Here is a 24758-nt window from a genome sequence, read left to right on the forward strand (position 1 = left end):
CAACCAATCGTTAACCATAATTCGAAAGGTTGTCTCAACATTCGTTACCGATTTGTTGAGCCCTTTCGATGTATCGCTTTTTCATTCTGTCCTGCATGGCCCTCACGGCCGCGCTGTCTGCCTGCAGCACCACAAAACAGGCCCCGGATACATCGATCAAGACCTCCTCCGTGATTGCGCCCGAGTGGCGGAAACTTGGCTATGCCGCCGACGATGCGGCGCCGCGTATGAGCGGCTGGCACCGTCTGGCCGGGCGGACGCTGGAAGTCTCCTCGCTTGCCGATCTCAAGCTGCAGGACAAGGAAGTGATCCTGAGCTTCGACGACGGTCCGATCCCGGGCCGGACCGACAAAGTGCTGGCGATCCTCGACCGGTTCGGCGTCAAGGGCGCCTTCATGATGGTCGGCGAAATGGCCGAAATGCATCCGGCGCTGGCCCGCAGGGTCGCCGAGGACGGCAATACGATCGGCAGCCACACCTACGACCACGCCGACCTGACATCGCTTGATTTCGACGCAGCGATGGCCGAGGTGGTCAAGGGCGAATTGGCGGTGACCAAGGCGACGGGAACCGACGTCGCCTTCTTCCGCTTCCCCTATCTGGCCGAGAGCCACAGGCTGCGCGCCGCGATCGCCATGCGCGATCTGGTGGTCATGGATGTCGATGTCGATAGCAAGGATTATTTCGCCATCACGCCGGCCTCCGTGACTCAGCGGACGATGGACCTGCTGCACAAACGCGGCCGCGGCATCATCCTGATGCATGACATCCACAAACGCACGGCAACGATGCTGCCGACCCTGCTCTCCGAACTCGAAGCCGAAGGCTACAAGGTGGTGACGCTGAAGTTCAAGAAGACGCAGGCGCCGAGCAACCTCGTCGCCTCGGCCGATTTGGTGACGACCCGGTAAGCCGGGTTGCCAAGTCCGGACGCGCTGCCTAGATCTGTTCGACGTCAACGAACCGGCAGGTCAGCTATGAACCTTCATCTCGAAACGGACGACGATCCGCGCACCCGCCAGTTTATCGACGAGCATAACCGGGTTTCGGACGCGGCGTTCAGAACGGCCGAATTTGCCAGGGATCGTGATGCGATCAAGGCGCTGATCGAGCGGCAGGACAGGCTGATCGTGCCGATGCGCCGCGGTGCATGGCTGTTCGATTTCCGGCAGAGCAAGGATAATCCTCTCGGCGTCTGGCTCCGTCTGCCTGCCGACCAGGAGCCGCTGCCGGACGCCGGTTGGGAACAGGTCTTCGATCTCGATGCCTTCTGCATCCGTGAAGGCAAGCGCTGGAACTGGCGCGGCGTCGTCACCTGCCCGTGGGAGCCGACGCGAGTGCTGCTCACGCTTTCGGACGGCGGCTCGGATCTTCTTCGGCTGCTCGAATTCGACGCCGAGAGGAAAGAGATCGTCGAGGGCGGTTTCGACACACCGGCTGCACGATCGCATGCCAATTGGCTGAGCCGCGACGAGATCTGCTATTTCGGCTCCATCGATCGATTTTCGGCGACCCGCTCCGGATGGCCACGGGTCGGGCGGCGATTGAAGCGCGGGCAGCGGCCGGAGGATGCCGCCGTCATGTTCGAAGCCGCGGATGAAGACGTCTATGGCTTCAATCTCATTATCGACCCTTCCCTGTCGGGCGGTTCGGCGGATGCCGGATTGATCGACATTTTCGTCACCGCCCATGAGATCGGCGTCGCCAGCGCTTTCCTGACCGCCGTCGACGGCACGCAGCGGCGCATCGATCTGCCCAAGGAGGCGGACTTCCAGTTCAATCACGATCATTGCCTCTGGCGGGCAAAGACCGATGAGCGCGTTGCCACCGGCAGTCTCGTGCTGCAGCGCTTCGATCCCGGCTCGCAGACAGTTCCGCTCGGGCCGGAGCGGATCCTGTTTCGGCCTGACGAGGGCCAGTCGATCTCGCAGATGATGCTGATGCGCGAGTGGTGTGTCTTCATCATTTCAGACCGGCTGCGTCCGCGCCTCATGGTGCTGGATCTCACGAAGCCCGATGCCGAACAGCGCGAGATCGCGCTGCCGGCCGACATGCAGACGGCTCATTTCAGGCCGCTTTATGCGGATCTGCATCTTGGCGACGATACGCTCTGCATCATCGGCCAGGGCTTTCTGCAGCCGCCGGCCTGTTACCGGCTCGAGCTGTCGGATCGCAGCAAGGAGGCCGAGCCGATTTTCATCGCTGGGGCGCCCAGTTATTTCGATGCGGCCGATATGTCATCCGAACTGCTGGAGGCGGTTTCCGAAGACGGAACCAGGGTTGCCTACCGGCTGATCCTACCGAAACACTGGACCAAGGGCGCGCTGCCGGTGCTGCTTTACGGCTATGGCGGGTTCGATGTTTCGCTGTCGCCGACCTATTCCGGCGTGACGGGACGCTGGCTGGAACAGGGCGGCGCCTATGTGCAGGCCTATATCCGCGGCGGCGGCGAATTCGGCCCCGATTGGTATCGCAGCGCCAAACGGCAGGGGCGAGACCGGGCGTTTGCCGATTTCGTCGCCATCGCCCGCGATCTCGTCGCCCGCGGCTACACCGTGCCGTCGCGCATCGCCTGCCAAGGCGGCAGCAATGGCGGCCTGCTAACCGGCGTGATGCTGACGCGCTATCCGGAGGATTTCGGCGCCGTCTGGTGCCAGGTGCCGGTGCTCGACATGACACGCTTCCACCTGTTCAGCGCAGGCCAGGCCTGGATGGACGAGTACGGCGATCCGGAGATAACAGCCGACCGGGATTTCATGCTCGGCTACTCGCCGCTCCATAATGTCCGGCCGGCAACCGAGGTCTCCTATCCGCCGATTTATATCGAAAGCTCCGCCAATGACGACCGGGTGCATCCCTCGCATGCGCGCCGCTTCGCCGCGCGGCTGGAGGAAGCCGGACACCGGCCGCTCTTCCATGAGTTCGGCTCGGGCGGGCATGGCGGCGACGGCAATTCCGAAGAGCGCGCCGCCCGGGCGGCCATGGGTTACAGCTTCCTTCGCCAAACTATCATGAGGTAAGACGAGCCATCATGCGGTAGGATAGAAGAGAATGAAGGGGAGAGCTTGTCGGCGCTCTCCTTTCTGCTAAAAGAAGCGCAATAAATCATACTTTTCACAGGCTCGAGCGAAACCATGTCTCCTATCAACCTCGCCATCGTCGGCGTCGGCAAGATCGTCCGCGACCAGCACCTCCCTTCCATCGCCAAGAACGCCGATTTCAAGCTCGTCGCCACGGCAAGCCGCCACGGCACGGTCGAAGGCATCAACAGCTATACGACGATCGAGGCGATGCTCGACGCCGAGCCGTCGATCGATGCGGTGTCGCTCTGCATGCCGCCGCAATATCGCTACGAAGCGGCTTATAAGGCGCTCGTCGCCGGTAAGCACGTCTTCCTGGAAAAGCCGCCGGGTGCCACGCTGAGCGAAGTGGCCGATCTCGAGACGCTTGCGAGCAAACAGGGTTCGTCGCTGTTTGCCAGCTGGCATTCGCGCTATGCGCCGGCCGTCGAGGCCGCCAAGGCGTTTCTGGCTGCGACGACAATCAAAAGCGTGCATGTGATCTGGAAGGAAGATGTCCGCCACTGGCATCCGAACCAGGACTGGATCTGGCAGGCTGGTGGCCTCGGGGTTTTCGATCCCGGCATCAACGCGCTGTCGATCGTCACCCATATCCTGCCGCGGCCGATCTTCATCACCGAGGCCGTGCTCGAATTTCCTGAAAACCGCGATGCGCCGATCGCGTCCGACATTCGCTTCCGCAATGCCGACGGCCTGCCGGTTCATGCCGAATTCGACTGGCGCCAGACCGGCAAGCAGAGCTGGGACATCGTCGCGGAGACCGCGGCCGGCCAGATGGTTCTCGCCGAAGGCGGCGCCAAGCTTTCCATCGACGGCACGCTGACCTTCGCCGAGCCGGAGCAGGAATATCCCTCGCTCTATCGCCGCTTCGCCGAAATCATTAAAGCCGGCACGTCGGATGTGGATCTCGCGCCGCTGCGCCACGTCGCCGACGCCTTCATGCTCGGCAAGCGGAAATTCGTGGACGCGTTCCACGACTGAGCCGTCGGCGGCGTTGCGACGCCTTCTTAGGCTTGCAGGCTGAGCAACAAGACCCGCAGTAAGGTCAGGTTTTTCGGAGGCCGACAATCGGCGCCATACCGGCGCCGATTGTCGGTATGTCCGGTGAAACGCTCAGGCCTTCTTCTCCCATCGCCCTTCCGGCGTCTGCTGCCAATAGGTGAGGCTATGCCCCTCGCCTTTCAGCTTCTTCCATTGCGCCCGGGCGGCCTCCAGTTGCACCTGGTCGTGACCATCGAACATGAAGACGACGCGTTCATAGGCATCGACCGGCGGCGGCTCGGCGCCGTCTATGATGAAACGCACGGTCGCCGCATTGGCATTGCCTGAGGTCACCGTCAAAAGCACCGGCTGGCTTTCGGCGAAATCCCCCTCATCGGTGCCGTGCGGCAGAAAACTCTCCTCGCGGAACGTCCAGAGATGCGAGTCGAGAGCATCGCGCCGCGCTGGCTCGCGCGTCTGGACGGCGACGCGCCAGCCGCGCTCGACGCTTTTGTCGATCAGCGGCGGAAGCGCGTCTTCCAGCCTGGTTTCGGTCAGATGATAAAAGAGAACGTCCGTCATCAGGATTCATAATGGGCGCGAACGAGCTCGTCGAGCAGGCGCACGCCAAAACCTGAACCCCAGGACTGGTTGATCTCGTCCTGCGGCGAGCCCATCGCCGTGCCGGCGATATCGAGATGCGCCCAGGGCGTGTCCTGTACGAAACGCTTGATGAAATGCGCAGCGGTGATCGAGCCTGCCTGCCGGCCGCCGGTGTTCTTCATGTCGGCGAACTTGCTGTCGATCAGCTTGTCGTAGTCCTTGCCGAGCGGCATGCGCCAGAGTTTCTCGTTTGTGGAAAGGCCGGCTTCCGTCAGCTGAGCGGAAAGCTGGTCGTCATTGGAAAACAGGCCGGCATGCACATTGCCGAGCGCGACGACGATCGCGCCGGTCAGCGTGGCGAGATTGATCATGAATTGCGGCTTGAAACGGTCGTTGCAATACCAGAGCGCATCGCAGAGCACGAGACGGCCTTCGGCATCGGTATTGATCACCTCGATCGTCTGGCCTGACATCGAGGTGACGATATCGCCGGGACGCTGGGCGTTGCCGTCAGGCATGTTCTCGACCAGACCGATGACGCCCACGGCGTTGACGGCGGCCTTGCGCGAGGCGAGCACATGCATGAGGCCGGTGACGGCTGCCGCACCGCCCATATCGCCCTTCATGTCCTCCATGCCGGCGGCAGGCTTGATCGAAATGCCGCCGGTATCGAAGACGACGCCCTTGCCGATGAAGGCGACGGGACGATCCTTGGCTTTGCCGCCCTTCCACTGCATCACCGCCAGGCGCGGCGGGCGCACGGAGCCCTGGGCAACGCCGAGAAGGGCGCCCATGCCGAAACGGCGCATCTCCTTCTCGGTCAGGATCTCCACTTCGACGCCGAGCTTTTCCAGCTCCTTCGCCTTGGCGGCGAACTCGACGGGGCCCAGCACGTTCGGCGGCTCGTTGACGAGGTCACGGGCAAGATTGACGCCGCCGGCAATCGCCTCGGAATCGGAAAACGCCTTCTTGGCGCCGGCCGGATCGGCGGTGACGATCGTCACCTTGACCGATTTGCCCGTCTTTTCCTCGTCGTCGCTCTTCTTCGTCTTGTAGCTATCGAAACTATAGGCGCGCAGCAGCATGCCGAGGGCGAAATCGGCGGCTGCCCGCGCGCTCGTCTGAAGGCCAGGCACGTCGATGAAGACGGCGGCCTTGTCGGTATTCTTGATTCTCGCTGCCGCGGTACCGCCGGCCTTCAGCCAATCATGGGCGGTGAGGTCGGCGGCCTTGCCGAGCCCGATGACGACAATGCGCTCGACGGATGCGCCTTCCGGAGCGACGATATCGAGCGCGCTCATGGATTTCGCGGAGAATCGGGCGATCCGGGCGGCCTTGGCGATCACGCCTGCCGGATCGACTGTTTCGGCGCCCGCAGCGCTGTCGGCCTCTGTGGTTTTCAACAGGATCGCCAGGCCGCCAGTGAGCTTCGCCGACTTTGAAAATGAGATTTCGAACTTTGCTGACATGTCTTCTCCGCTGGGATTCTTTGAAATCCGTCCGCCGCGGATAATTTCGCGTTTGGCGGGTCTGTCAATGGCTTGCGACAATTGTTATGGTCGCCCGCGGCCATCAAGGCCCTCATGTTTTCGTCAGTTTCGTAGTTATTCGCGTTGACAGTTTCCTCGAAAAATCGCCCGCGGGGTCCGATAATCCGCCTGCCGCAAACGACCTTCGGCGCCTTCATGCTGCTGTTCTGGACGTGGTGGGCACTGCTGATCGTCTTCCGCGCCTTCCCCGGGATAGACATCTATTTTTCCCAGCTTTTTTTCTTGCGTACGGATTGCGACGCGGCTGCCGCGGCCGGCAGCGTCTGCGGCGGATTTCCCTATCGCGACTCGGGAAACTTCGACCTCTTGCGCACCGTCTTCTTCCGCCTGCCCTATGTCGTGGCGATCGTGATGGTGTGGAAGCTCATCGAATGCCACCAGCAGCATGGCGCATCCTTCAACGTCGGACGGGCGCGCAAGCTGAAAGTCGCGCTCGGAACGCTGCTGATTGGACCGGTGCTGCTCGTCAATGTCATCCTGAAGGAACATTGGGGCCGGCCGCGACCGATACAGACGGACATTTTCGGCGGCGCGCTGCATTTCGTCGAGGCGGGTTCGCTTGCCGGAAAATGCGTTTCGAACTGCTCTTTCATCTCTGGCGAGGCAGCAAGCGCCGGCTGGCTTTTCTGCCTTCTGCTCTTCGTTCCGAAATCCTTGCGTTATGCAGTGGCAGCACCGCTGGCGGCGGTCTCGATCCTGACGCCTGCGATGCGGCTATCCTTCGGGGCGCACTACCTGTCCGACGTCGTTCTCGGATGGCTTTCGTCGCTTGTCGTCTTCGCCGCGTTGCTGGCATTAACCGAGTCGCAACAGCATCAAAAAAATTCTGAAAATTGAATGAATTTTTGACACCAGCTTGTCGCAAAACCGCGACAAAGAGCGTAGAGGGTTTCTCCTGCAAAGCCGTTTGGGCGTGCAGGTGCTTTCAAGGGCAGGCATGAAACTACTCGAGACATACATATTACGGCGCGTCGGCCAGATGTTTCTCGTGGCGCTCCTGCCCGTTCTGGCGATCATTTGGACAACTCAGGTGTTGCAGCGCATCAACCTGGTCACCGACAGCGGCCAGTCGATCGGCTCGTTCGCCAAGCTCGCGACGATGATTCTGCCGTCGATCATTCCCGTTGTCCTGCCCTTCGCCCTCGTTATCGCGATCACCCAGACGCTGACGACGATGAACAACGATTCCGAGCTCACCGTTATCGACGCGGCCGGGGCGCGGCGCAGCGTGCTGATCCGCCCGATCCTGCTGCTTGCCGCCGTCGTCAGCGTTTTTTCCTTCTTCGTCGACAACGTCGTCGAGCCGCGCGCCAAAACCGTCGTGCGCCAGATGATCGCCGAGACCTATGCCGACCTCTTGTCTTCGGTGATCGAGGAAAAGACCTTCCGCAAGCTTGATGAAGGCCTTTATGTGCAGATCTCGAAGCGGATGGCCGGCCGCATGCTGAAGGGCCTTTTCGTCGCCGACGAGCGCGATCCGGCCTACGAGCTGATCTATTATGCGAAGGAAGGCGCCGTCGACGATACGGGCACGACGCTGATCATGCATGAAGGTGAGGTTCACCGTAAAACGCCCGACGGCAATGTCTCGGTGATCAATTTCGATTCCTATTCCTTCGACCTCTCGGACATGACGGAGAATCGCGGCCAGGCGACGCTGCGCGCCAGCGACCGCGACCTGTGGTTCCTGCTCAATCCGGATCCGGCCGACAAGGACTATACGATCCGGCCGCAGAGCTACCGCGCCGAACTGCATCGCCGGCTGACGGACTGGATCCTGCCTGTCGTCTTCGCGCTGTTTTCGCTGGCAATCGCCGGCGATGCGCGCTCGCACCGCGAAGCGCGACTGCATCCGATGGTGAGCGCGCTCGCCTATGCCTTCGCGCTGCGCTGGGCGGCATTCTACGCGGCCAATCAGATCGACACCGATCCTGAATATATCGTCGTTCTCTACGCCATACCGATCGTCAGCAGCATCATCTCGATCGTCTTCCTCGGCCTGCACAAACGACTGGCCGTACCCTCGTTCATTCGCGACCGGATGTCGTCTTTCTGGAGACGGACGCAGGAAAGGCTGCTGGCCGCAACCGGCAGGGCCGGCGGAGACGCCGCCCAATGATATTCGGGACATTGTCGCGTTATTTCTTTCGCCGCTACCTGGTGACGATGGGCTGGTTCCTGATCGGCGTCTCGGCGATTTCCTTCCTGCTCGATTTCAGCGAGACGGCGGGCCGCATGTCCGGCCTACCCGGCTACACGATCGGCGGCGGCATCCTGATGACCGCCGTGCGCCTGCCGCTGATCCTGCAGCAGACGGTGCCTTTCATCGCGCTGTTCGTCGGCATGACGGTGCTGATCGGGCTCAACCGCAAATATGAGCTCGTCGTCACGCGCGCTGCCGGCATTTCGGTCTGGCAGTTCATGTTCCCCTTCATCGCCGGCTCGCTGATACTTGGCCTACTGACGATGACAGCGCTCAATCCGCTTGCCGCCTGGGGGCAGCGCCAGGCGCTGCTTGTCGAATCCGACTGGCGCGGCGAAAACGCCGTTCTGCGCAAGGCGCCGCAGATTCCGTGGCTGCGCCAGATCAGCGGCCGGGACGATGTCATCATCGGCGCCCACACGGTTCAGGAGAACGGAACCAAGCTGATCGACGCCGTGTTGATCCATTTCGATTCAAGCGGTCAGGTCATTCTGAGACAGGACGCCGCGACGGCAAAATTGGAAGATGGTTACTGGCAACTTAACAACGTTGTCGAGCGCAAGCCTGGCGAAATCCCCGTGCGTAAAGCTTCGGTTCAACTTCGCACCAATCTGAAACAGGACTTCGTCCAGGAGCGGCTGACAGCGCCGGAAACAATTGGTTTCTTTGACCTTTCCAACCGCATTGCCGCGGCCAAATCCTTCGGCATCTCGACCAAGGCGCTGGAGACGCAATTCAACTCCCTGTTGTCCCAGCCCCTGCTGCTGGTGGCAATGACTTTCATTGCTGCAACAGTGTCCCTAAAATTTAGCCGGTTCAACCAATCCCGCTCCGTGATTCTGGGTGGCATCCTCTCGGGCTTCATGCTTTATGTCATCACCGTGCTTGTAAAGGCATTCGGAAGCAGTGGAGTTGTGCCCCCCTTCGTGGCGACGTGGATACCGGTGATCGTCGCGCTGGCCTTGGGTGCGACTATTCTGCTTCATCAGGAGGACGGCTAGTGGCGGCAGGCGACCGCAAGTATTTTAGTAAACAGTTGGTTGCCCTGCTCGTCGGCGCGACTCTATGTTCCTATTTCGGCAGTGTCCCGGTCTCCTACGGCCAGGCCAATACGTCCGCTCAAGATATCGGGAAGAATATTCCGGAAGGGGCCAAGCTTCTGCTTTCGGCCAATGAACTCGTCTACAACCGTGACGCCGATCTGGTGTCGGCGATCGGTGGCGTGCAGATCAACTATGCCGGCTACAAAATGGTCGCGCAGAAGGTCGAGTACAATCAGAAGACCGGCCGGATGATGGCGCTCGGCAACGTCGAGCTGGTCAGCCCGGACGGCAACCGCATCTATGCGGACAACCTTGACGTGACCGACAATTTCGCCGACGGGTTCCTGAACTCGCTGCGCATTGAAACCTCCGACAATACGCGTATCGTCGCCGAAAGCGGCCAGCGTGTCGGCGGCACGATGATGATTCTCAACAAGGGCGTCTACACCGCCTGCCTTCCCTGCGCCGAAGATCCGAAGCGCGCGCCTTTCTGGCAGGTCAAGGCGAAGCGGGTGATTCAGAACGGCGTGACCCACACGATCCGTCTGGAGCGGGCGCGCTTCGAGCTGCTCGGTTACCCCATTGCCTTCGTGCCTTTCATCGAGGTCCCCGACAATACGGTGAAGCGCAAGTCAGGCTTTCTCTTCCCAACGATGAGCCTGTCGCAGAATCTCGGCTTCGGTCTTTCTATTCCTTATTACTACGTGATCTCGCCGAGCATGGACGCGACGGTCACCACGACCGGCTACACCGCCCAGGGCTTCCTCGTCGAAGGCGAATTCCGCCAGCGCTTCGAAAACGGCACGCATATCCTGCGCGTCGCCGGCATAGATCAGGCAAAGCCGGACAATTTCAGCTCCGGCACCAGCGATGCCGAAGCCAGTCGGCGTGGCATGGTCGCCTCGAAGGCCGAATTCCGTATCAATCCGCGCTGGACGTTCGGCTGGGACGTCATGGTGCAGAGCGACAACAATTTCTCGAAGACCTATAAGCTGAAGGACTTCACCGGCACGGATCGCACCAACCAGATCTACCTGACCGGACTTGGGAAACGCAATTATTTCGACATGCGGGCGTTCTATTTCGACGTCCAGGATGCCGATCGGAAGAACACGGCCGAAAAGCAGCAGGCGATCGTCTATCCGGCGCTCGACTACCACTATGTGGCGCCGCAGCCGCTGGCCGGCGGCGAATTGTCGGCGGATGTCAACCTGACGAATATTTCGCGCACTCATGACGACTTCTATACCGTCGACGGCTTCGACCGCTTCCGCGGCCTGAAGGGACAGACCTCGCGACTGACGGCCGAACTGCAGTGGAAGCGCACCTACGTCACGCCGACCGGCCTGGTGATCACGCCACTTCTGGCCGCCCGCGGCGACGCTTTCGCGCTCAATATGGACAACCCCACGGGTTACACCGGCAACTATCTCGACGACAATTCCGCCACCCGCTCGATGTTCACCGCCGGGCTGGAGCTGCGTTATCCGATCCTGATGACGACCGAGAACAGCACCCATATTCTCGAACCTATCGCACAGATCTATGCCCGCCCCGACGAGCAGCTCGCCGGCCGGCTGCCGAACGAGGATGCACAGAGCTTCGTCTTCGACGCCACCTCGCTGTTCGATCGCGATAAGTTCTCCGGCTACGACCGCGTCGAAGGCGGCACCCGCGCCAATGTCGGCATCCAGTATACCGGGACGTTCGACAGCGGCTACAAACTGCACGGCATCTTCGGCCAATCCTATCAGATTGCCGGCCAGAACTCCTTTGCCACCGATGATCTCGTCAATGTCGGCGCGGATTCGGGCCTGGAAACCGACCGTTCCGATTATGTCGGCCTTGGCGGCGTCGAAACACCATACGGCGTTTCCGTCGCGGCCTCCTACCGCCTCGACGAGAAGGATTTCGAGTTCCGCCGCGGCGACCTGACGACGGCCTACCAGAACGACACCTTCCAGACGCAGGTGACCTACACCCATCTCAGCGCCCAGCCGGCCTATGGCTTTGCCGAGGACAACGACGAAATCCAGACCAGCAGCAAAGTCAAATTCAAGGATTATTGGGCGATCTTCGGCGGCATCGCCTGGGATCTGAACAATGATGTGCTCAGCCGCCGGACGCTCGGTCTCTCCTATGAGGACGAATGCACGATCTTCACGATCGCCTATACCGATACCCGGGACTCCGACGACGAGTCGGCCAGCGACTGGACGATCGGCGCACGGCTGACCTTCCGAACGCTCGGCGATATCAAGATCGGTTCAGACACCCTTGAGTGACGGGCGGCCGGCGCAAACATGGCCTGAAGCCATTCTTTCGCCGTATGCCTGTGCAGGACATTGCCGCCAGTCGGTATCTGAGGCATAGGGGTTTCGCCGCGTGTCTCGCACTGTGATAAAAAACGCCGCGAACGACGTCTCGCGGCGCTATCGGGAGGTCAACAGATGATTGACGCGAAAAAAGCCATAACCAAGTTCCTTGCCGGGGCAGCGCTTGCCTTGCTGACGGGGGTTGCCGCTCCGGCATTTGCCGCAAGCGAGGTCAAGGCCGTGGTGAACGGCACCGCCATCACCAGCGGCGACGTCGCCAAGCGCCAGGCCTTCCTGCGCCTTCAGCACACCAAGGCCGATGCCAAGGCTGCCGAGGAGCAACTGATCGACGAAACGCTCAAGCGGCAGGAGGTCTCCCGCGTCCATATGTCGGTCTCGCAGCAGGACGTCGATGCGTCTTTCGCGCGCTTTTCGGCCGGCAACAAACTTTCCGTCGAGCAGATGTCGCAGATCCTCGATCGCGCCGGCGTCGGCGTCGACCATTTCAAGGGTTTCATTGCCGTGCAGATGAGCTGGCCGCGGGTCGTCAACGCGCGCTACGGTTCGACCTCGCGGCTGTCGAACTATGATCTCGTCTCGCGCATGATGCAGAACAACAAGCAGAAGCCGGTGACGACCGAATATATGCTGCAGCAGATCATCTTCGTCATCCCGCAAGCCAAGCGCAACGCCATCACCGGCAAGCGCAAGGGCGAGGCCGAGGCGTCGCGCTCGAAATTTCCGGGCTGCGACCAGGCAAAGGTCTTTGCCGCGACGATGCGTGACGTTTCCGTGCGCGATCTCGGACGGATGCTCGCGCCCGAAATCCCGCCGGATTGGAAGCCGCTGGTCGAGCAGGCCAAGGGCAATACGACAGGGACCCGCGTCACCGATAAGGGCGTCGAATATCTGGCGATCTGCAGCCAGCGCCAGGTTTCCGACGACCAGGCTGCCGAAATGGTCTTCCGCCAGGAAGATCTCGGCAAGGCCAAGGGCGGCAAGGACGCCAGCCCGGAAAACGAAAACAGCAAGAAGTACCTGGATGAACTGCGCAAAAAGGCGCAGATCGCCTATCGCTGACCTGCGATGACGATACCATTTTCGCGACCGCTTGCGCTGAGCCAGGGCGACCCCGCCGGCATCGGGCCGGATATTACGCTGATGGCCTGGCTCCGGCGGCGTGAACTCGGGCTGCCGCCTTTCTTCCTGATCGGCGATCCCGAGGTGTTGGCGTTGCGAGCCCGCCAGCTCAACCTTTCGGTTTCGATCCGCGAGATTGAAAAAACCAGCGAGGCTGCCGGTATGTTTGCCGATGCGCTGCCCGTCATGACGGTGCCTGCCGGTATCGAGGTGGTTGCCGGCGAGCCGCATGCAGCAACGGCGAAGGGCACGATCGCGGCGATCGAAAAAGCCGTTTCGCTTGTCATCATCGGCGAGGCGCTCGCGGTCGTCACCAACCCGATCGCCAAATCAGTGCTCTACGAGGCCGGTTTCCGGTTTCCCGGCCATACCGAATTTCTCGCCGATCTCGCCGCCAGGGCGACGGGCAGGCCGGTGACGCCCGTCATGATGCTATCGGGACCGAAGCTTCGAGCCATTCCCGTCACCATCCACATTCCGGTCCGGGACGTGCCGCAGGCGCTGACCGGCGACCTGATCGTGGAAACCTGCCGGATCGCCCATGAAGACCTGAGGCAGCGTTTCGGCATCGCGGCGCCGCGGCTCGCGGTTGCCGGCCTCAACCCGCATGCGGGCGAAGGCGGGACGATAGGCAGGGAGGACGAGGATGTCATTCGCCCGGCGATCCAGCGCCTGCGCGACGAGGGCATCGATGCGATCGGCCCCCTGCCCGCCGACACGATGTTCCATGACGAGGCGCGGGCCCGATATGACGTCGCCGTCTGCATGTATCACGATCAGGCGCTGATCCCGGCCAAGGCACTCGGTTTCGACGACAGCGTCAACGTCACGCTCGGGCTTCCCTTCGTGCGCACCTCGCCGGATCACGGCACCGCTTTCGGCATCGCCGGCAAGGGACTGGCGCGCGAGCAGAGCCTCGTTGCAGCGCTGAAGCTCGCCGCCCAGCTTGGCCGCACTGCGGAAAGCCACCGCTGATGGCAACACTCGATGGCCTGCCGCCGCTTCGCGACGTCATCCAGCGTCACGGCCTCGATGCGCGCAAGGCGCTTGGGCAGAACTTCCTGCTCGACCTCAACCTCACGCAGAAGATCGCCCGCACGGCGGGTGCCCTCGAAGAGACGACCATCTTCGAAGTCGGCCCCGGCCCCGGCGGGCTGACGCGGGCGATCCTGGCGCTCGGCGCCCGGAAAGTCATCGCCGTCGAGCGGGATACGCGCTGCCTGCCGGCGCTCGCCGAGATCGCTGATCACTATCCCGGCCGGCTCGAGGTGATCGAAGGCGACGCGCTGAAGACCGACTTCGAGGCCTTGGCGCCGGAAGGCCCGGTCAAGATCATCGCCAACCTCCCCTACAATGTCGGCACGCAGCTTTTGGTCAACTGGCTGCTGCCGAAGGCCTGGCCGCCATTCTGGCAGTCGCTGACGCTGATGTTTCAGAAGGAAGTCGGCGAGCGTATCGTCGCCTCTGAAGACGACGACCATTATGGCCGGCTCGGTGTGCTCTGCGGCTGGCGGACACAGGCGCGCATGGCCTTCGATGTGCCGCCGCAAGCCTTCACGCCGCCACCAAAGGTAACGTCGACGGTCGTGCATCTGACGCCGCGTGAGAACCCCATCCCCTGCGCTGTCGGCAATCTGGAAAAGGTAACGCAGGCGGCCTTCGGACAGCGCCGCAAGATGCTGCGCCAAAGCCTGAAGCCGCTCGGCGGCGAGAGGCTGCTCGTCAAGGCCGGAATCGATCCGGCCCGGCGGGCGGAAACCCTGTCAGTCGAGGAATTCTGCCTGTTAGCAAATAGCCTTTAGACTAAAGCGACGGTGTCTCTTCCAGCAGCTCGCGGACGAAATCGAACATCCCATGGCGGCGGTCGCGGCGCAGGCGTTCGGCCTTGACGATCGACTGGACGGCGTCGAAGGCGGCGTTGAGGTCGTCGTTGACGATGACATAGTCATATTCGCGCCAATGGGCGATCTCGGCGCGGCTGTTGGCGAGGCGCGTCTGGATGACCTCCTCGGAATCCTCGGCGCGGCGGTGCAGCCGCGACTGCAGCTCGGTCATCGTCGGCGGCAGCACGAAGATCGAGACGACGTCGGCCGACATCTTCTCCTGCAATTGCTGGGCGCCCTGCCAGTCGATATCGAAGAGCATGTCGCGGCCCTCGGCCATGGCCTGCTCGACAGGCTCGCGCGGCGTGCCGTAGAAATTGCCATGCACCTCGGCCCATTCGAGCAGCGCGTCGCTATCGCGCATCCGCTCGAACTCGCGCACACTCTTGAAGTGGTAGTGCACATCCTCGATTTCGCTCGGGCGGCGCTGGCGCGTGGTGACGCTGACGGAGAGGCCGATTTGCCTGTCCTTCTCCAGCAACGTGCGCGCGATGGTGGACTTGCCGGCGCCCGACGGCGACGAGATGACAAGCATCAGACCGCGGCGGGCGATCTGGACGGGCGAGGATTTCGCCGGATTCATGTCCTACTCCAAATTCTGGACCTGCTCGCGGAACTGGTCGATCACAACTTTCAGCTCGATGCCTGCGGCGGTGACCGCCGAGGCATTCGATTTCGAGCAGATGGTATTCGATTCGCGGTTAAATTCCTGTGCAAGGAAGTCCAACCGGCGTCCAGCGGGGCCATCTTTCACCAGGAGATCGCGCGCCGCGGCGACGTGCGCCTTCAGACGATCGATTTCCTCGCGCAGATCCGCCTTGGTCGCGAGCAACGCGGATTCGGCATGCAGCCTGTCGCGGTCGAGCGCGGCCATGCCGTCCATCAGCAAGGCGACCTGACCGGCAAGCCGTGCGGCGATCTCCTGCGGCGAGCGCGAGGGATCGGCCTCGATCGTCCGCGTCAGACCTTCGACCGTCGTCATATGGTCGAGGAGAATGCGGGTCAGCGCCGAGCCTTCCTGTTCGCGCATGGCTCTCAGATCGGCAAGTGCTGCCAAAAGGCCGGCAGTGATATCGGCGTCACGGGCGGCAAGCGCCTCCTCGCCATCCTCGCTTTCGCGGAATTCCACGATGCCACGCACCAGAAGCAGCGTATCGAGCTTCAGCGGCGCCGGATCGATTATCCCGTCCAATTGCTCGCGCATGGCAAGTACGGCGGCAAGCGCTTCCTTGTTCAGCACGGCCTCGAAGCGGTTTTCGTCAGCGGTGACGGAGAGCGATGCCTGCAGATTGCCGCGACTGAAGCTTTCGCCGGCAAGGCGGCGGACGTCCGCCTCCATGCGCTCGAGGCCGGGCGGCAGGCGCAGCCGCAGGTCGAGGCCCTTGCCGTTGACCGAGCGCAGTTCCCATGCCCAGCGCCAGCGGCCGCTCGTTCCCTCGCGCCGCGCAAAACCGGTCATGGACTGCAAAGCCATACGAGCCTCCAGAAGCTATCAGTTGATCTTCTTTTTCTTCGGCGGCGTGACAGCAGCGCCGTCATCCGCCGGCTGCTCCTCAGGCTGGCCGTCGACCGCGATGTTCGGGTCCGAGCCCTTGTCGGCTTCGAGCTTGCGCCAGCGCTTGACGTTGGCATTGTGCTCCTCGAGCGTCGCTGCGAAAACATGGCCACCGGTGCCGTCGGCGACGAAATAGAGGTCCTGGGTCTTCCAGGGATTGGCTACGGCCTCAAGCGCATCCTTACCGGGATTGGCGATCGGCGTCGGCGGCAGGCCCTTGATGACATAGGTATTATAGGGCGTTTCCCGCTTCAGGTCCGACTGGTAGATCGGCCGGTCGGCCGGTTTGCCGTCGCCGCCGAAGAGGCCGTAGATGATCGTCGGGTCGGACTGCAGGCGCATACCTTTGCCCAGCCGATTCAGGAAAACGGAGGCGACATGGGCGCGTTCGTCGGCAACGCCGGTTTCCTTTTCGACGATCGAGGCGAGCGTGACGAACTCTTCCTTGGATCGCAGCGGCAGCGAGGAGTCGCGCTTGTCCCAGATCTGATCGACGATTTTCTGCTGTGCCGCCGCCATCTGCTGGATGATTTCCGAGCGCTTGGTGCCGCGCGAGAACTTGTAGGTATCGGGGCGCAGGCTGCCCTCGGCCGGCAGCGCGGCCGGCAGGTCGCCTTCCAGTACCTGGTCCTCCAGCATGCGGTTGAACATCTGGCGGACCGTCAGGCCCTCGGGGAAGGAAACGGAATAGAGAATGGATTTGCCCGACTTCAGAAGCTCCATGATATCGCTCATCGAAGCTCTGGCCTTGATCTCATATTCACCGGCCTTCAGGCTCTCACCGGCAGACAGATGCGTTGCCGTGATATAGCGGAAGATGCGGGCATCGCTGATGATCGCATTGCGCTCGAGATTGGAGGCAATTTCGGCGAGACCGGCGCCGTTGCGGATAATGAAGTTGGTGTTGGTCTGCAGCGGACCGGGGTTCCGGTAGGTCGACGTGGCGTAATAGAAGCCGATGACGGCCACGACGCAGACCAGCACCGCCATCGTCATGATGAAGTTCAGGAAAAGAACGACCTGGCCGCGGGCTTTCTTGGACCGTTTAGGCGGCTCCGGAACGCGCTCGGGACGCAAGGCTTCGCTCGGCGACTTCGGGATGATCGGTCCCTTCTGCGCTTGCCGGCCGTTCTCGCCCTGCGGGGTATCGTTGCTCTGGTTCGTCGTATCGCTCACCGGCAATCCTCTAAAACTTGACCCTCACTTCGCTATTTCGCGAAGCAATGCGGCAAAAGCAGGTTCTGCCGCCGTTCAATGGCGCCGCTGCCGGCCGTTATGCTCCCGCACACGCTGTTACGCAATGTGAAGGACCGGCCCGGTTTGCGGTGTAAGGGACACCCATTACACCGCGCGTACGAGACTCTATTGCGCGTAACGGCGCAGGACGAGCGACGCGTTGGTGCCGCCGAATCCGAACGAATTGGACAGCGCCACATTGATTTCCCGTTCGCGCGCCTTGTGCGGAACAAGATCAATCGCCGTCTCGCGTTCGGGATTGTCGAGGTTGAGCGTCGGCGGCGCGACATTATCGCGAATGGCGAGCGTGGCGAAGATCGCCTCGATCGCGCCGGCAGCACCAAGAAGGTGTCCGGTCGCCGACTTGGTCGAGGACATGGAGATCTTCGATGCCGCATTGCCGACCAGCCGCTCGACGGCGCCAAGCTCGATCGTGTCGGCCATGGTCGAGGTGCCGTGAGCGTTGATATAATCGATATCGGCCGGGGTCAGCCCGGCGCGCTTCAGAGCCATCGCCATGCAGCGGCCGGCGCCCTCGCCGTCTTCGGACGGCGCGGTGATGTGATAGGCGTCGCCCGACAGGCCGTAGCCGACGATTTCGGCGTAGATCCTGGCGCCACGCGCTTTGGCATGTTCCAGTTCCTCGAGCACGACGATGCCGGCGCCCTCGCCCATGACGAAGCCGTCGCGGTCGCGATCATAGGGGCGCGAGGCCTTCTGCGGGTCGTCGTTGTGCTGGGTCGACAGCGCCTTGCAGGCGGCAAAGCCGGCGAGCGAAATGCGGCTGACGGGGATTCCGTGCCGCCGGCGACCATGACGTCGGCGTCGCCAAGCGCAATCAGCCGCGCGGCATCGCCAATCGCATGCGCGCCCGTCGAGCAGGCGGTGACGACCGAATGATTGGGTCCGCGCAACTTGTGGCGGATCGAGACCTGGCCGGAGACGAGGTTGATCAGGCGGCCCGGAATGAAGAAAGGCGAGATGCGGCGCGGGCCCTTGTCGCGCAGGGTGTAACCTGCCTCGACGATGCCTTCGATGCCGCCGATGCCGGAGCCGATCAGCACGCCGGTAGCGATCTGGTCCTCATCGGTCTCGGGATGCCAGCCGGCATCGGCAAGCGCCATGTCGGCGGCAGCCATGCCGTAGATGATGAAGGGATCGACCTTGCGCTGCTCCTTCGGCTCCATCCACTGATCGACATTGAAGGTGCCGTCGGTGCCGTCGCCAATCGGAATACGGCAGGCGATCTTGGCGGGAAGGTCGTCGACCTCGAATTCGGTGACGAGGCGGGCGCCGTTCTGACCGGCAAGCAGCCGGGACCACGTCACCTCGGTTCCGCATCCCAAGGGTGATACCATGCCGGTACCTGTTATGACGACACGTCTCATCGCGTGCTTTCCCCGTCTGTTATGTTCTATGGAGAAATAGGCCGAAAAGAAAAGGGCGAACTCCAGGCCCGCCCTTTATCGAAATTACAGAATCAGGCCTGGGCCTTCTCGATAAACTTAACGGCGTCGCCGACCGTCAGGATCGAGTCGGCAGCGTCGTCAGGAATTTCAACGCCGAATTCTTCTTCGAAAGCCATGACAAGTTCGACCGTGTCGAGCGAGTCAGCGCCTAGATCGTCGATAAAGCTGGCGCTCTCGACGACCTTGTCGGCATCGACGCCAAGATGATCAATAACAATTTTCTTTACGCGTTCTGCGATATCGCTCATGTCGGTTTCCTCGACCTTATGTCCTGATCGGAATGCCGTTGCGGCACCCCTACCCTGTTTCAGCCTGCGATGTTTTCAGACATCCTCGGCAAACTCGTTTACCCGGCTTCAGAGATGTCCCAGGCTTGCGAAAAGCCCGCCGGTCCGTCTGCTTTCTCGGGACGACTGTTGACAGTCATGGCCCGCTTAACATGCTTTAGGTCCGCCGCAAAGCGAGAAAATCAACGGTTCGTGATTGCTCAACATGCTATTGGCGGAAATACTCCCATGCCAGCGGTTTGTCGTTTCAGATCATCGCCATGCCGCCGTTTACGTGCAGCGTCTGGCCCGTCATATAGGCAGCCTCGGCGGAGGCAAGATAAGCGACAGCCGAAGCAACTTCCCCCCTGTGCCCATGCGCTTCATCGGGATTGCCCCCATGATCGCTTCCTTCTGCTTGTCGTTCAGCTTGCCGGTCATGGCGCTTTCGATGAAGCCGGGCGCCACGCAGTTGACCGTCACGTTGCGGGTGGCGATTTCCTGCGCGAGCGACTTGGTGAAGCCGATCATGCCGGCCTTGGAGGCACAGTAATTGGCCTGGCCCGGATTGCCGGTAACGCCGACGACGGAGGTGATGTTGATGATGCGGCCATAGCGGCGGCGCATCATCGGATGCGTCAATTCGCGCGTCAGGCGGAAAGTCGACGTCAGGTTCACTTCGAGAACGGCGTCCCAATCCTCGTCGCTCATGCGCACGAAGAGGCCGTCCTTGGTGATGCCGGCATTGTTGACCAGAATGTCGACGCCTTCGAGTTCGGCTTCGGCCTTCTGGCCGAGGGCCTTGACCTCGTCGCGGTCGGAGAGGTTTGCCGGGAAGATCTTGACGCGCTCGCCAAGATCGGCCGCCAAGGCTTCCAGCTTCTCGACGCGGGTGCCGTGCAACCCGACGATGGCGCCCTGCTTATGGAGAAGGCGGGCGATTTCCTCGCCGATACCACCCGATGCGCCGGTGACGAGAGCCTTGCGGCCAGAAAGATCGAACATGGAAACGTTCCTTATATCTGGATATCTGGAAATACCAATCAGGCCATGAGGGCGGTAACAGTCGCGTCGATATCCGCCGGACCGTTGACGGAGATTCCGTTGATTGTCTTATCGATGCGGCGGGCAAGGCCGGTCAGCACCTTGCCGGAGCCAAGTTCATAGAGCGTCGTGACGCCATTGCCGGCGAACCATTCCACCGTCTCGCGCCAGCGGACCTGACCGGTCACCTGCTCGACCAGCAAGTTGGCGATCTCGTCGGCTGTGGTCACGGGCGCGGCGCGGACATTGGCAATGACCGGCACGACGGGATCTGATTTGGCGACCTTTGCCAGTGCTTCGCGCATGGCGTCGGCGGCGGGCGCCATGAGTGCCGAATGGAAGGGTGCCGAGACCGGCAGCAGGATGGCGCGCTTGGCGCCCTTGTCGGTGGCGAGCCCGGCGGCCTTTTCGACGGCTGCCTTCTCGCCCGAAATGACGATCTGGCCGCCGCCATTGTCGTTGGCGATCTGGCAGGCGCCGGTGGCCGCAGCCTCTTCACAGACAGCGACGACGTCGGCATGTTCGAGGCCGATGATCGCCGCCATGGCGCCGACGCCGACGGGGACGGCCGCCTGCATGGCGTTGCCGCGGATGCGCAGCAGCCGCGCGGTGTCAGTGAGCGAAAAGGTGCCGGCGGCGCACAGGGCAGAATATTCGCCGAGCGAGTGGCCGGCCACATAGGCGACCTTGGACTTCAGATCCAACCCCTTGGCCTCAAGAATGCGGACGACGGCAATCGAGACGGCCATCAGCGCCGGCTGGGCGTTCGCCGTCAGGGTCAAGGTCTCCTCGGGACCGTTGAACATGACGTCGGAAAGACTTTCACCGAGCGCCTCATCAACCTCGTCGAAAACGGCGCGGGCTTCCGCGAAATTCTCGGCCAGATCCTTGCCCATGCCGACGGCCTGACTGCCCTGACCGGGAAAAGTGAAAGCAATGGTCATTCTCGTATCCCTGGCTCATGCCCCTGATTGCGCGCCCCGCGAGGCGTTTTGCCTCCAATTGACATTCTTTCCGGCAGAGTCAAGTGGCGGCCCATTCTCTGCAAAGCCTTCCGGACCGGCGGAAAAGCCAGGTTTTTACTCTTGCGCTCCGCCAAATCCGGCCTAGATTTGCCCGGTCCTCCCCAAGGCTTCAGCTCTCTCCCAAGGTTTTCACATGAAGTACAATTCACTCGGCCGCACCGACATTTCCGTTTCAGAAATCTGCCTTGGCACCATGACCTGGGGTTCGCAGAACAGCGAAACCGACGCGCATGCACAGATGGATTACGCCGTCGAAAAGGGCGTCAATTTCTTCGATACCGCCGAACTCTATCCTACCACCCCGGTTTCGGCCGAAACTCAGGGCCGGACCGAAGACTATATCGGCAGCTGGTTCGGCAAATCAGGCAAACGCGGAGATATCGTGCTTGCGACCAAGGTCGCCGGCCGCGGCCGCGAGTATTTGCGCGGCGGCGAAGGTGCTGATGCCAGGAATATCCGGCTGGCGCTCGAGGCCAGCCTGAAGCGGCTGCGGACGGATTATGTCGACCTCTACCAGATCCACTGGCCGAACCGCGGCCATTTCCATTTCCGCCAGAACTGGAGCTACAATCCTTTCAACCAGGATCGCGACAAGGCCGTCGCCAATATGCTCGACATTCTTGAAACACTCGGCGCACTGGTCAAGGAAGGCAAGATCCGGGCGATCGGCCTTTCCAACGAAACCACCTGGGGCATCCAGAAATACCTGACGCTGTCAGAACAAAAGAGCCTGCCGCGCGTTGCCAGCGTCCAGAACGAATATAATCTGCTCTACCGCCATTTCGACCTCGATCTGGCCGAGCTCTCGCATCACGAGGATGTCGGGCTGCTCGCCTATTCGCCGCTCGCCGGCGGCATCCTATCCGGCAAATATGTCGGTGGCGCCAGGCCGAAGGGTTCGCGCGGCTCGATCAACCACGATATCGGCGGCCGCCTGCAGCCGCTGCAGGAGCCGGCGACCAAGGCCTATCTGCAGATCGCCGCCCGATATGGTCTCGACCCGGCGGGAATGGCGCTCGCCTTCTGCCTGTCCAGGCCCTTCATGGCTTCGGCCATCATCGGCGCAACCTCGATGGAGCAATTGAAAGTCGACATCGGCGCGGCCGACCTGACGCTTTCGGCCGAGGTACTGGCGGAGATCGCCAAGGTGCACCGGCAGTATCCGCTGCCGCTCTGATCCTGTTCCTCTCGTCCAGCCCGACGCGACCGATCGGCCTGCGTTGGGCTTGCATGTCCGATTGGGCTTGCCTTCCCGCGAAAAATCCGTATAAGCCGCCCTGTTCGTTAACCCGGTCTTCTGGCTGGTGGCTGAACGGAGGGCCGGTTTCCGCTTGGAAATCGTTCGGAACGGAAGCGTTCCAGCCTCCCGTGTCTCCGCTCTCGACCGTCTCGGAAACGCTTTCTTGCCTGGGTCCGCCCAATCAGGAGCAGTCGTTGAGGCTTAGCCGCCGAATATCGGGTTGAACCAAACGCAAGAAAGGCAAAGCTGTCATGGCTCTTTATGAACATGTATTCCTTGCCCGGCAGGATATTTCCGCCCAGCAGGTCGATGCCCTCGTAGAACAGTACAAGGGTGTGATCGAAGCTAACGGCGGTAAAGTCGGGCGTATCGAGAACTGGGGCCTCAAGTCCCTCACCTACCGCATCAAGAAGAACCGCAAGGCACACTACGCCCTGATGGACATCGATGCACCGGCTGCTGCCGTCCAGGAAATGGAACGTCAGATGCGCATCAGCGAAGACGTTCTTCGCTACATGACGATCGCCGTCGAGAAGCATGAAGAAGGTCCGTCTGCCATGATGCAGAAGCGCGACCGCGACGACCGTCCGCGTGAAGGCGGCCGTGGCCCGCGTGAAGGCGGCTTCGGCGATCGTGACCGCGGCCCGCGTCCGCCGCGTGAAGGTGGCTTCGGCGACCGTGAAGACCGTCCGCGCCGTCCGCGCGAAGACCGCGCATAAGGGAGACCTAAGATATGTCTGAAACTTCCTCCGCTCCGGTCCGCCGCCCGTTCCATCGCCGCCGCAAGACCTGCCCCTTCTCCGGCGCCAACGCGCCGCGGATCGACTACAAGGACGTACGTCTGCTCCAGCGTTACATTTCCGAGCGCGGCAAGATCGTTCCGTCGCGCATCACGGCCGTTTCTCAGAAGAAGCAGCGCGAACTCGCCCAGGCGATCAAGCGTGCCCGCTTCCTCGGCCTGCTGCCCTACGTCGTCGCCTAATAGAATATGTGACCCCCGGATTGCTGATCCGGGGTCGCCTCCCTTCCGCGATGGGCGCGGATCGGAACTCTAAAAACCCATGTTGAGACGTTTCTGAATTCGATTCAGCAACATCCTCTAACTGCTTGATGAAGCAGGACAGCGACCTTGAACCGACCGAACGTTAAAACGCTGCTGATCGGCGCACTCGCCGGATTGACCGCCTTCCTGCTGATGCTGGGGGCGAGCATGCAGCCGTCGTTTTTCAGCGCGCTGCTCTATACGGCCTCGGCGCTGCCGATTCTGATCGTCGGGCTCGGCTGGGGCAATGCCGCGGCCATCGCCGCTGTCGTCACAGCAGCCGCACTCGGCGCGGCCCTCATCTCCCCCTCTTTCGCGCTGATCATGACGCTGGTGACGCTGTTGCCGGCCGGCTGGCTCAGCCATCTCGCCAATCTCGCGCGGCCGGCTTCCGAACTCGGCGGCCCGGACAATCTGCTTGCCTGGTATCCGCTCTCCGATATCCTGCTGCATCTCTGCGGCCTGGTGACGCTCGCCGTCATCGTCATCGGCGTGATGATCGGCTACGGGCCCGCCATCACCGATCAGATCGTCGATCTGCTGATCGCCTCGGTCAAGGAGCAGCAACCGGAATTCATGCCCGATCCGACGGCGACCGCGCAGACCAAATCGCTAATCGTGCTGATGCTGCCGGCGGTGCAGGGCGGTATGTGGGTGTCTATGCTGTTTGCCGCCTATTATTTTGCCGTGCGCATCGTCGCAGCCTCCGGCCGCGGCCTTCGCCCGCGCGAGGACATCCCCTCCTCGCTGCGCATGAACCGCAACTCGATCTTCATCTTCCTCGCCGGGCTTGCCGCCTGCTTCTTCGGCGGCGTGCCGGCGCTGGTCGGCGCGACGGTGATCGGCACCTTCGGCGCCGGCTTCATGCTTTCCGGTTTCGCCTCGCTGCATTTCCGCACGCGCGGCAAGGACTGGCGCCTACCGGCCCTCATCCTCAGCTACCTGGCCTCGATGCTCATGCTGCTGCCAGCTTTCCTCATCCTCGTCCTCGGTCTCAGCGATACGCGCAAGGCGATCGCGCTGACCCCGACGAAAGATGCTGATGCCCCCAAACAATCCGACACGAAAATCTGAGACACAGAA

Annotated in this window: 21 protein-coding genes and 2 pseudogenes; 14 read left to right on the forward strand and 9 right to left on the reverse strand. The window is 61.9% G+C overall.

Annotated elements, in window-relative coordinates; translation table 11 throughout:
• The first annotated feature begins 68 nt into the window (after positions 1 to 68).
• The 3 genes from MF410_RS11515 (at position 69) to MF410_RS11525 (ending at position 4061) form a co-directional block, all read left to right on the forward strand.
• Positions 69 to 911 (forward strand): polysaccharide deacetylase family protein, encoded by an 843-nt coding sequence (locus MF410_RS11515; RefSeq protein WP_097627010.1) that lies wholly within the window; start codon positions 69 to 71, stop codon positions 909 to 911.
• 66 nt (positions 912 to 977) lie between these two features.
• Entirely contained in the window at positions 978 to 3020 is a 2043-nt protein-coding gene (locus MF410_RS11520; protein WP_097627008.1) for a prolyl oligopeptidase family serine peptidase, read from the forward strand.
• A gap of 114 nt (positions 3021 to 3134) precedes the next feature.
• Positions 3135 to 4061 (forward strand): Gfo/Idh/MocA family oxidoreductase, encoded by a 927-nt coding sequence (locus tag MF410_RS11525; RefSeq protein WP_097627006.1) that lies wholly within the window; start codon positions 3135 to 3137, stop codon positions 4059 to 4061.
• A 132-nt stretch (positions 4062 to 4193) separates the two neighbouring features.
• Here the strand turns inward: MF410_RS11525 and MF410_RS11530 are convergent, their stop codons facing one another.
• On the reverse strand, positions 4194 to 4643 hold the full coding sequence (locus MF410_RS11530) for a DNA polymerase III subunit chi (RefSeq protein ID WP_097627004.1): 450 nt from the start codon (positions 4641 to 4643) through the stop codon (positions 4194 to 4196).
• Positions 4643 to 6133, reverse strand: a complete 1491-nt coding sequence (locus tag MF410_RS11535) for a leucyl aminopeptidase (protein ID WP_097627002.1) — start codon at positions 6131 to 6133, stop codon at positions 4643 to 4645. Before MF410_RS11535 ends, MF410_RS11530 begins: the two co-directional genes overlap by 1 nt.
• A gap of 144 nt (positions 6134 to 6277) precedes the next feature.
• On the opposite strand from MF410_RS11535, the gene MF410_RS11540 reads away from it, so the two are divergent.
• From MF410_RS11540 to rsmA, 7 genes are all read left to right on the forward strand, one after another.
• Positions 6278 to 7051: a phosphatase PAP2 family protein gene (locus tag MF410_RS11540; protein ID WP_097626999.1), complete on the forward strand. Its 774-nt coding sequence runs from the start codon at positions 6278 to 6280 to the stop codon at positions 7049 to 7051.
• Positions 7052 to 7151: 100 nt separating this feature from the next.
• Complete coding sequence (lptF, locus tag MF410_RS11545; protein WP_097627275.1) at positions 7152 to 8333, forward strand: LPS export ABC transporter permease LptF; 1182 nt, start codon at positions 7152 to 7154, stop codon at positions 8331 to 8333.
• Positions 8330 to 9418, forward strand: a complete 1089-nt coding sequence (gene lptG, locus MF410_RS11550) for an LPS export ABC transporter permease LptG (RefSeq protein ID WP_097626997.1) — start codon at positions 8330 to 8332, stop codon at positions 9416 to 9418. Before lptF ends, lptG begins: the two co-directional genes overlap by 4 nt.
• The gene (locus tag MF410_RS11555) at positions 9418 to 11745 is read left to right on the forward strand and encodes an LPS-assembly protein LptD (RefSeq protein WP_097626995.1); all 2328 of its coding nucleotides are present in this window, start codon (positions 9418 to 9420) and stop codon (positions 11743 to 11745) included. The genes lptG and MF410_RS11555 overlap by 1 nt, the downstream gene beginning before the upstream one ends.
• Before the next feature lie 165 nt (positions 11746 to 11910).
• Positions 11911 to 12855, forward strand: coding sequence for a peptidylprolyl isomerase (locus MF410_RS11560; RefSeq protein WP_097626993.1), 945 nt, complete (start codon positions 11911 to 11913; stop codon positions 12853 to 12855).
• A gap of 6 nt (positions 12856 to 12861) precedes the next feature.
• Entirely contained in the window at positions 12862 to 13890 is a 1029-nt protein-coding gene (gene pdxA, locus MF410_RS11565; RefSeq protein ID WP_097626947.1) for a 4-hydroxythreonine-4-phosphate dehydrogenase PdxA, read from the forward strand.
• Positions 13890 to 14717: a 16S rRNA (adenine(1518)-N(6)/adenine(1519)-N(6))-dimethyltransferase RsmA gene (gene rsmA, locus MF410_RS11570; protein ID WP_097626945.1), complete on the forward strand. Its 828-nt coding sequence runs from the start codon at positions 13890 to 13892 to the stop codon at positions 14715 to 14717. The genes pdxA and rsmA overlap by 1 nt, the downstream gene beginning before the upstream one ends.
• Before the next feature lies 1 nt (position 14718).
• Here rsmA and gmk read toward each other — a convergent pair whose 3' ends face one another.
• The 7 genes and pseudogenes from gmk to fabD form a co-directional block, all read right to left on the reverse strand.
• The gene (gene gmk / locus MF410_RS11575; RefSeq protein WP_003587504.1) at positions 14719 to 15381 is read right to left on the reverse strand and encodes a guanylate kinase; all 663 of its coding nucleotides are present in this window, start codon (positions 15379 to 15381) and stop codon (positions 14719 to 14721) included.
• A 3-nt stretch (positions 15382 to 15384) separates the two neighbouring features.
• Complete coding sequence (locus tag MF410_RS11580) at positions 15385 to 16272, reverse strand: YicC/YloC family endoribonuclease (protein WP_097626943.1); 888 nt, start codon at positions 16270 to 16272, stop codon at positions 15385 to 15387.
• Positions 16273 to 16290: 18 nt separating this feature from the next.
• Complete coding sequence (gene mltG / locus MF410_RS11585) at positions 16291 to 17529, reverse strand: endolytic transglycosylase MltG (protein ID WP_097627274.1); 1239 nt, start codon at positions 17527 to 17529, stop codon at positions 16291 to 16293.
• A 186-nt stretch (positions 17530 to 17715) separates the two neighbouring features.
• Positions 17716 to 18977, reverse strand: a pseudogene (fabF, locus tag MF410_RS11590) (beta-ketoacyl-ACP synthase II).
• 92 nt (positions 18978 to 19069) lie between these two features.
• On the reverse strand, positions 19070 to 19306 hold the full coding sequence (locus MF410_RS11595) for an acyl carrier protein (RefSeq protein ID WP_003547058.1): 237 nt from the start codon (positions 19304 to 19306) through the stop codon (positions 19070 to 19072).
• A 286-nt stretch (positions 19307 to 19592) separates the two neighbouring features.
• Positions 19593 to 20329 (reverse strand): annotated as a pseudogene (gene fabG, locus MF410_RS11600) (3-oxoacyl-[acyl-carrier-protein] reductase).
• A gap of 38 nt (positions 20330 to 20367) precedes the next feature.
• Positions 20368 to 21312 carry an ACP S-malonyltransferase gene (gene fabD / locus MF410_RS11605; RefSeq protein WP_097626937.1) on the reverse strand — a complete coding sequence of 315 codons (945 nt, stop codon included), beginning with the start codon at positions 21310 to 21312 and terminating at the stop codon, positions 20368 to 20370.
• A 214-nt stretch (positions 21313 to 21526) separates the two neighbouring features.
• Between fabD and MF410_RS11610 the strand changes: the two genes are divergently transcribed.
• From MF410_RS11610 to MF410_RS11625, 4 genes are all read left to right on the forward strand, one after another.
• Positions 21527 to 22570 (forward strand): aldo/keto reductase, encoded by a 1044-nt coding sequence (locus MF410_RS11610; RefSeq protein WP_097626935.1) that lies wholly within the window; start codon positions 21527 to 21529, stop codon positions 22568 to 22570.
• 314 nt (positions 22571 to 22884) lie between these two features.
• Positions 22885 to 23352: a 30S ribosomal protein S6 gene (gene rpsF, locus MF410_RS11615; protein ID WP_085736761.1), complete on the forward strand. Its 468-nt coding sequence runs from the start codon at positions 22885 to 22887 to the stop codon at positions 23350 to 23352.
• Between the two features lie 14 nt (positions 23353 to 23366).
• A complete protein-coding gene (rpsR, locus tag MF410_RS11620; protein ID WP_003547038.1) occupies positions 23367 to 23615 on the forward strand; it encodes a 30S ribosomal protein S18 in 249 nt (82 codons plus the stop codon).
• A 147-nt stretch (positions 23616 to 23762) separates the two neighbouring features.
• The gene (locus MF410_RS11625; protein ID WP_097626933.1) at positions 23763 to 24749 is read left to right on the forward strand and encodes a DUF2232 domain-containing protein; all 987 of its coding nucleotides are present in this window, start codon (positions 23763 to 23765) and stop codon (positions 24747 to 24749) included.
• Positions 24750 to 24758: the final 9 nt, after the last annotated feature.

The sequence above is a fragment of the Rhizobium sp. C104 genome, from assembly GCF_022354505.1.
Classification (GTDB): domain Bacteria; phylum Pseudomonadota; class Alphaproteobacteria; order Rhizobiales; family Rhizobiaceae; genus Rhizobium; species Rhizobium redzepovicii.

Excerpts from the sequence above, each read along its gene's own strand:
- rsmA (WP_097626945.1), top strand. The coding sequence starts at position 13,890 with ATGGCAACACTCGATGGCCTGCCGCCGCTTCGCGACGTCATCCAGCGT.
- MF410_RS11535 (WP_097627002.1), bottom strand. The coding sequence starts at position 6,133 with ATGTCAGCAAAGTTCGAAATCTCATTTTCAAAGTCGGCGAAGCTCACT.
- rpsR (WP_003547038.1), top strand. The coding sequence starts at position 23,367 with ATGTCTGAAACTTCCTCCGCTCCGGTCCGCCGCCCGTTCCATCGCCGC.
- gmk (WP_003587504.1), bottom strand. The coding sequence starts at position 15,381 with ATGAATCCGGCGAAATCCTCGCCCGTCCAGATCGCCCGCCGCGGTCTG.
- MF410_RS11610 (WP_097626935.1), top strand. The coding sequence starts at position 21,527 with ATGAAGTACAATTCACTCGGCCGCACCGACATTTCCGTTTCAGAAATC.
- lptG (WP_097626997.1), top strand. The coding sequence starts at position 8,330 with ATGATATTCGGGACATTGTCGCGTTATTTCTTTCGCCGCTACCTGGTG.
- MF410_RS11595 (WP_003547058.1), bottom strand. The coding sequence starts at position 19,306 with ATGAGCGATATCGCAGAACGCGTAAAGAAAATTGTTATTGATCATCTT.
- lptF (WP_097627275.1), top strand. The coding sequence starts at position 7,152 with ATGAAACTACTCGAGACATACATATTACGGCGCGTCGGCCAGATGTTT.
- MF410_RS11580 (WP_097626943.1), bottom strand. The coding sequence starts at position 16,272 with ATGGCTTTGCAGTCCATGACCGGTTTTGCGCGGCGCGAGGGAACGAGC.
- fabD (WP_097626937.1), bottom strand. The coding sequence starts at position 21,312 with ATGACCATTGCTTTCACTTTTCCCGGTCAGGGCAGTCAGGCCGTCGGC.
- MF410_RS11530 (WP_097627004.1), bottom strand. The coding sequence starts at position 4,643 with ATGACGGACGTTCTCTTTTATCATCTGACCGAAACCAGGCTGGAAGAC.
- MF410_RS11560 (WP_097626993.1), top strand. The coding sequence starts at position 11,911 with ATGATTGACGCGAAAAAAGCCATAACCAAGTTCCTTGCCGGGGCAGCG.
- pdxA (WP_097626947.1), top strand. The coding sequence starts at position 12,862 with ATGACGATACCATTTTCGCGACCGCTTGCGCTGAGCCAGGGCGACCCC.
- MF410_RS11520 (WP_097627008.1), top strand. The coding sequence starts at position 978 with ATGAACCTTCATCTCGAAACGGACGACGATCCGCGCACCCGCCAGTTT.
- rpsF (WP_085736761.1), top strand. The coding sequence starts at position 22,885 with ATGGCTCTTTATGAACATGTATTCCTTGCCCGGCAGGATATTTCCGCC.
- MF410_RS11525 (WP_097627006.1), top strand. The coding sequence starts at position 3,135 with ATGTCTCCTATCAACCTCGCCATCGTCGGCGTCGGCAAGATCGTCCGC.
- MF410_RS11515 (WP_097627010.1), top strand. The coding sequence starts at position 69 with ATGTATCGCTTTTTCATTCTGTCCTGCATGGCCCTCACGGCCGCGCTG.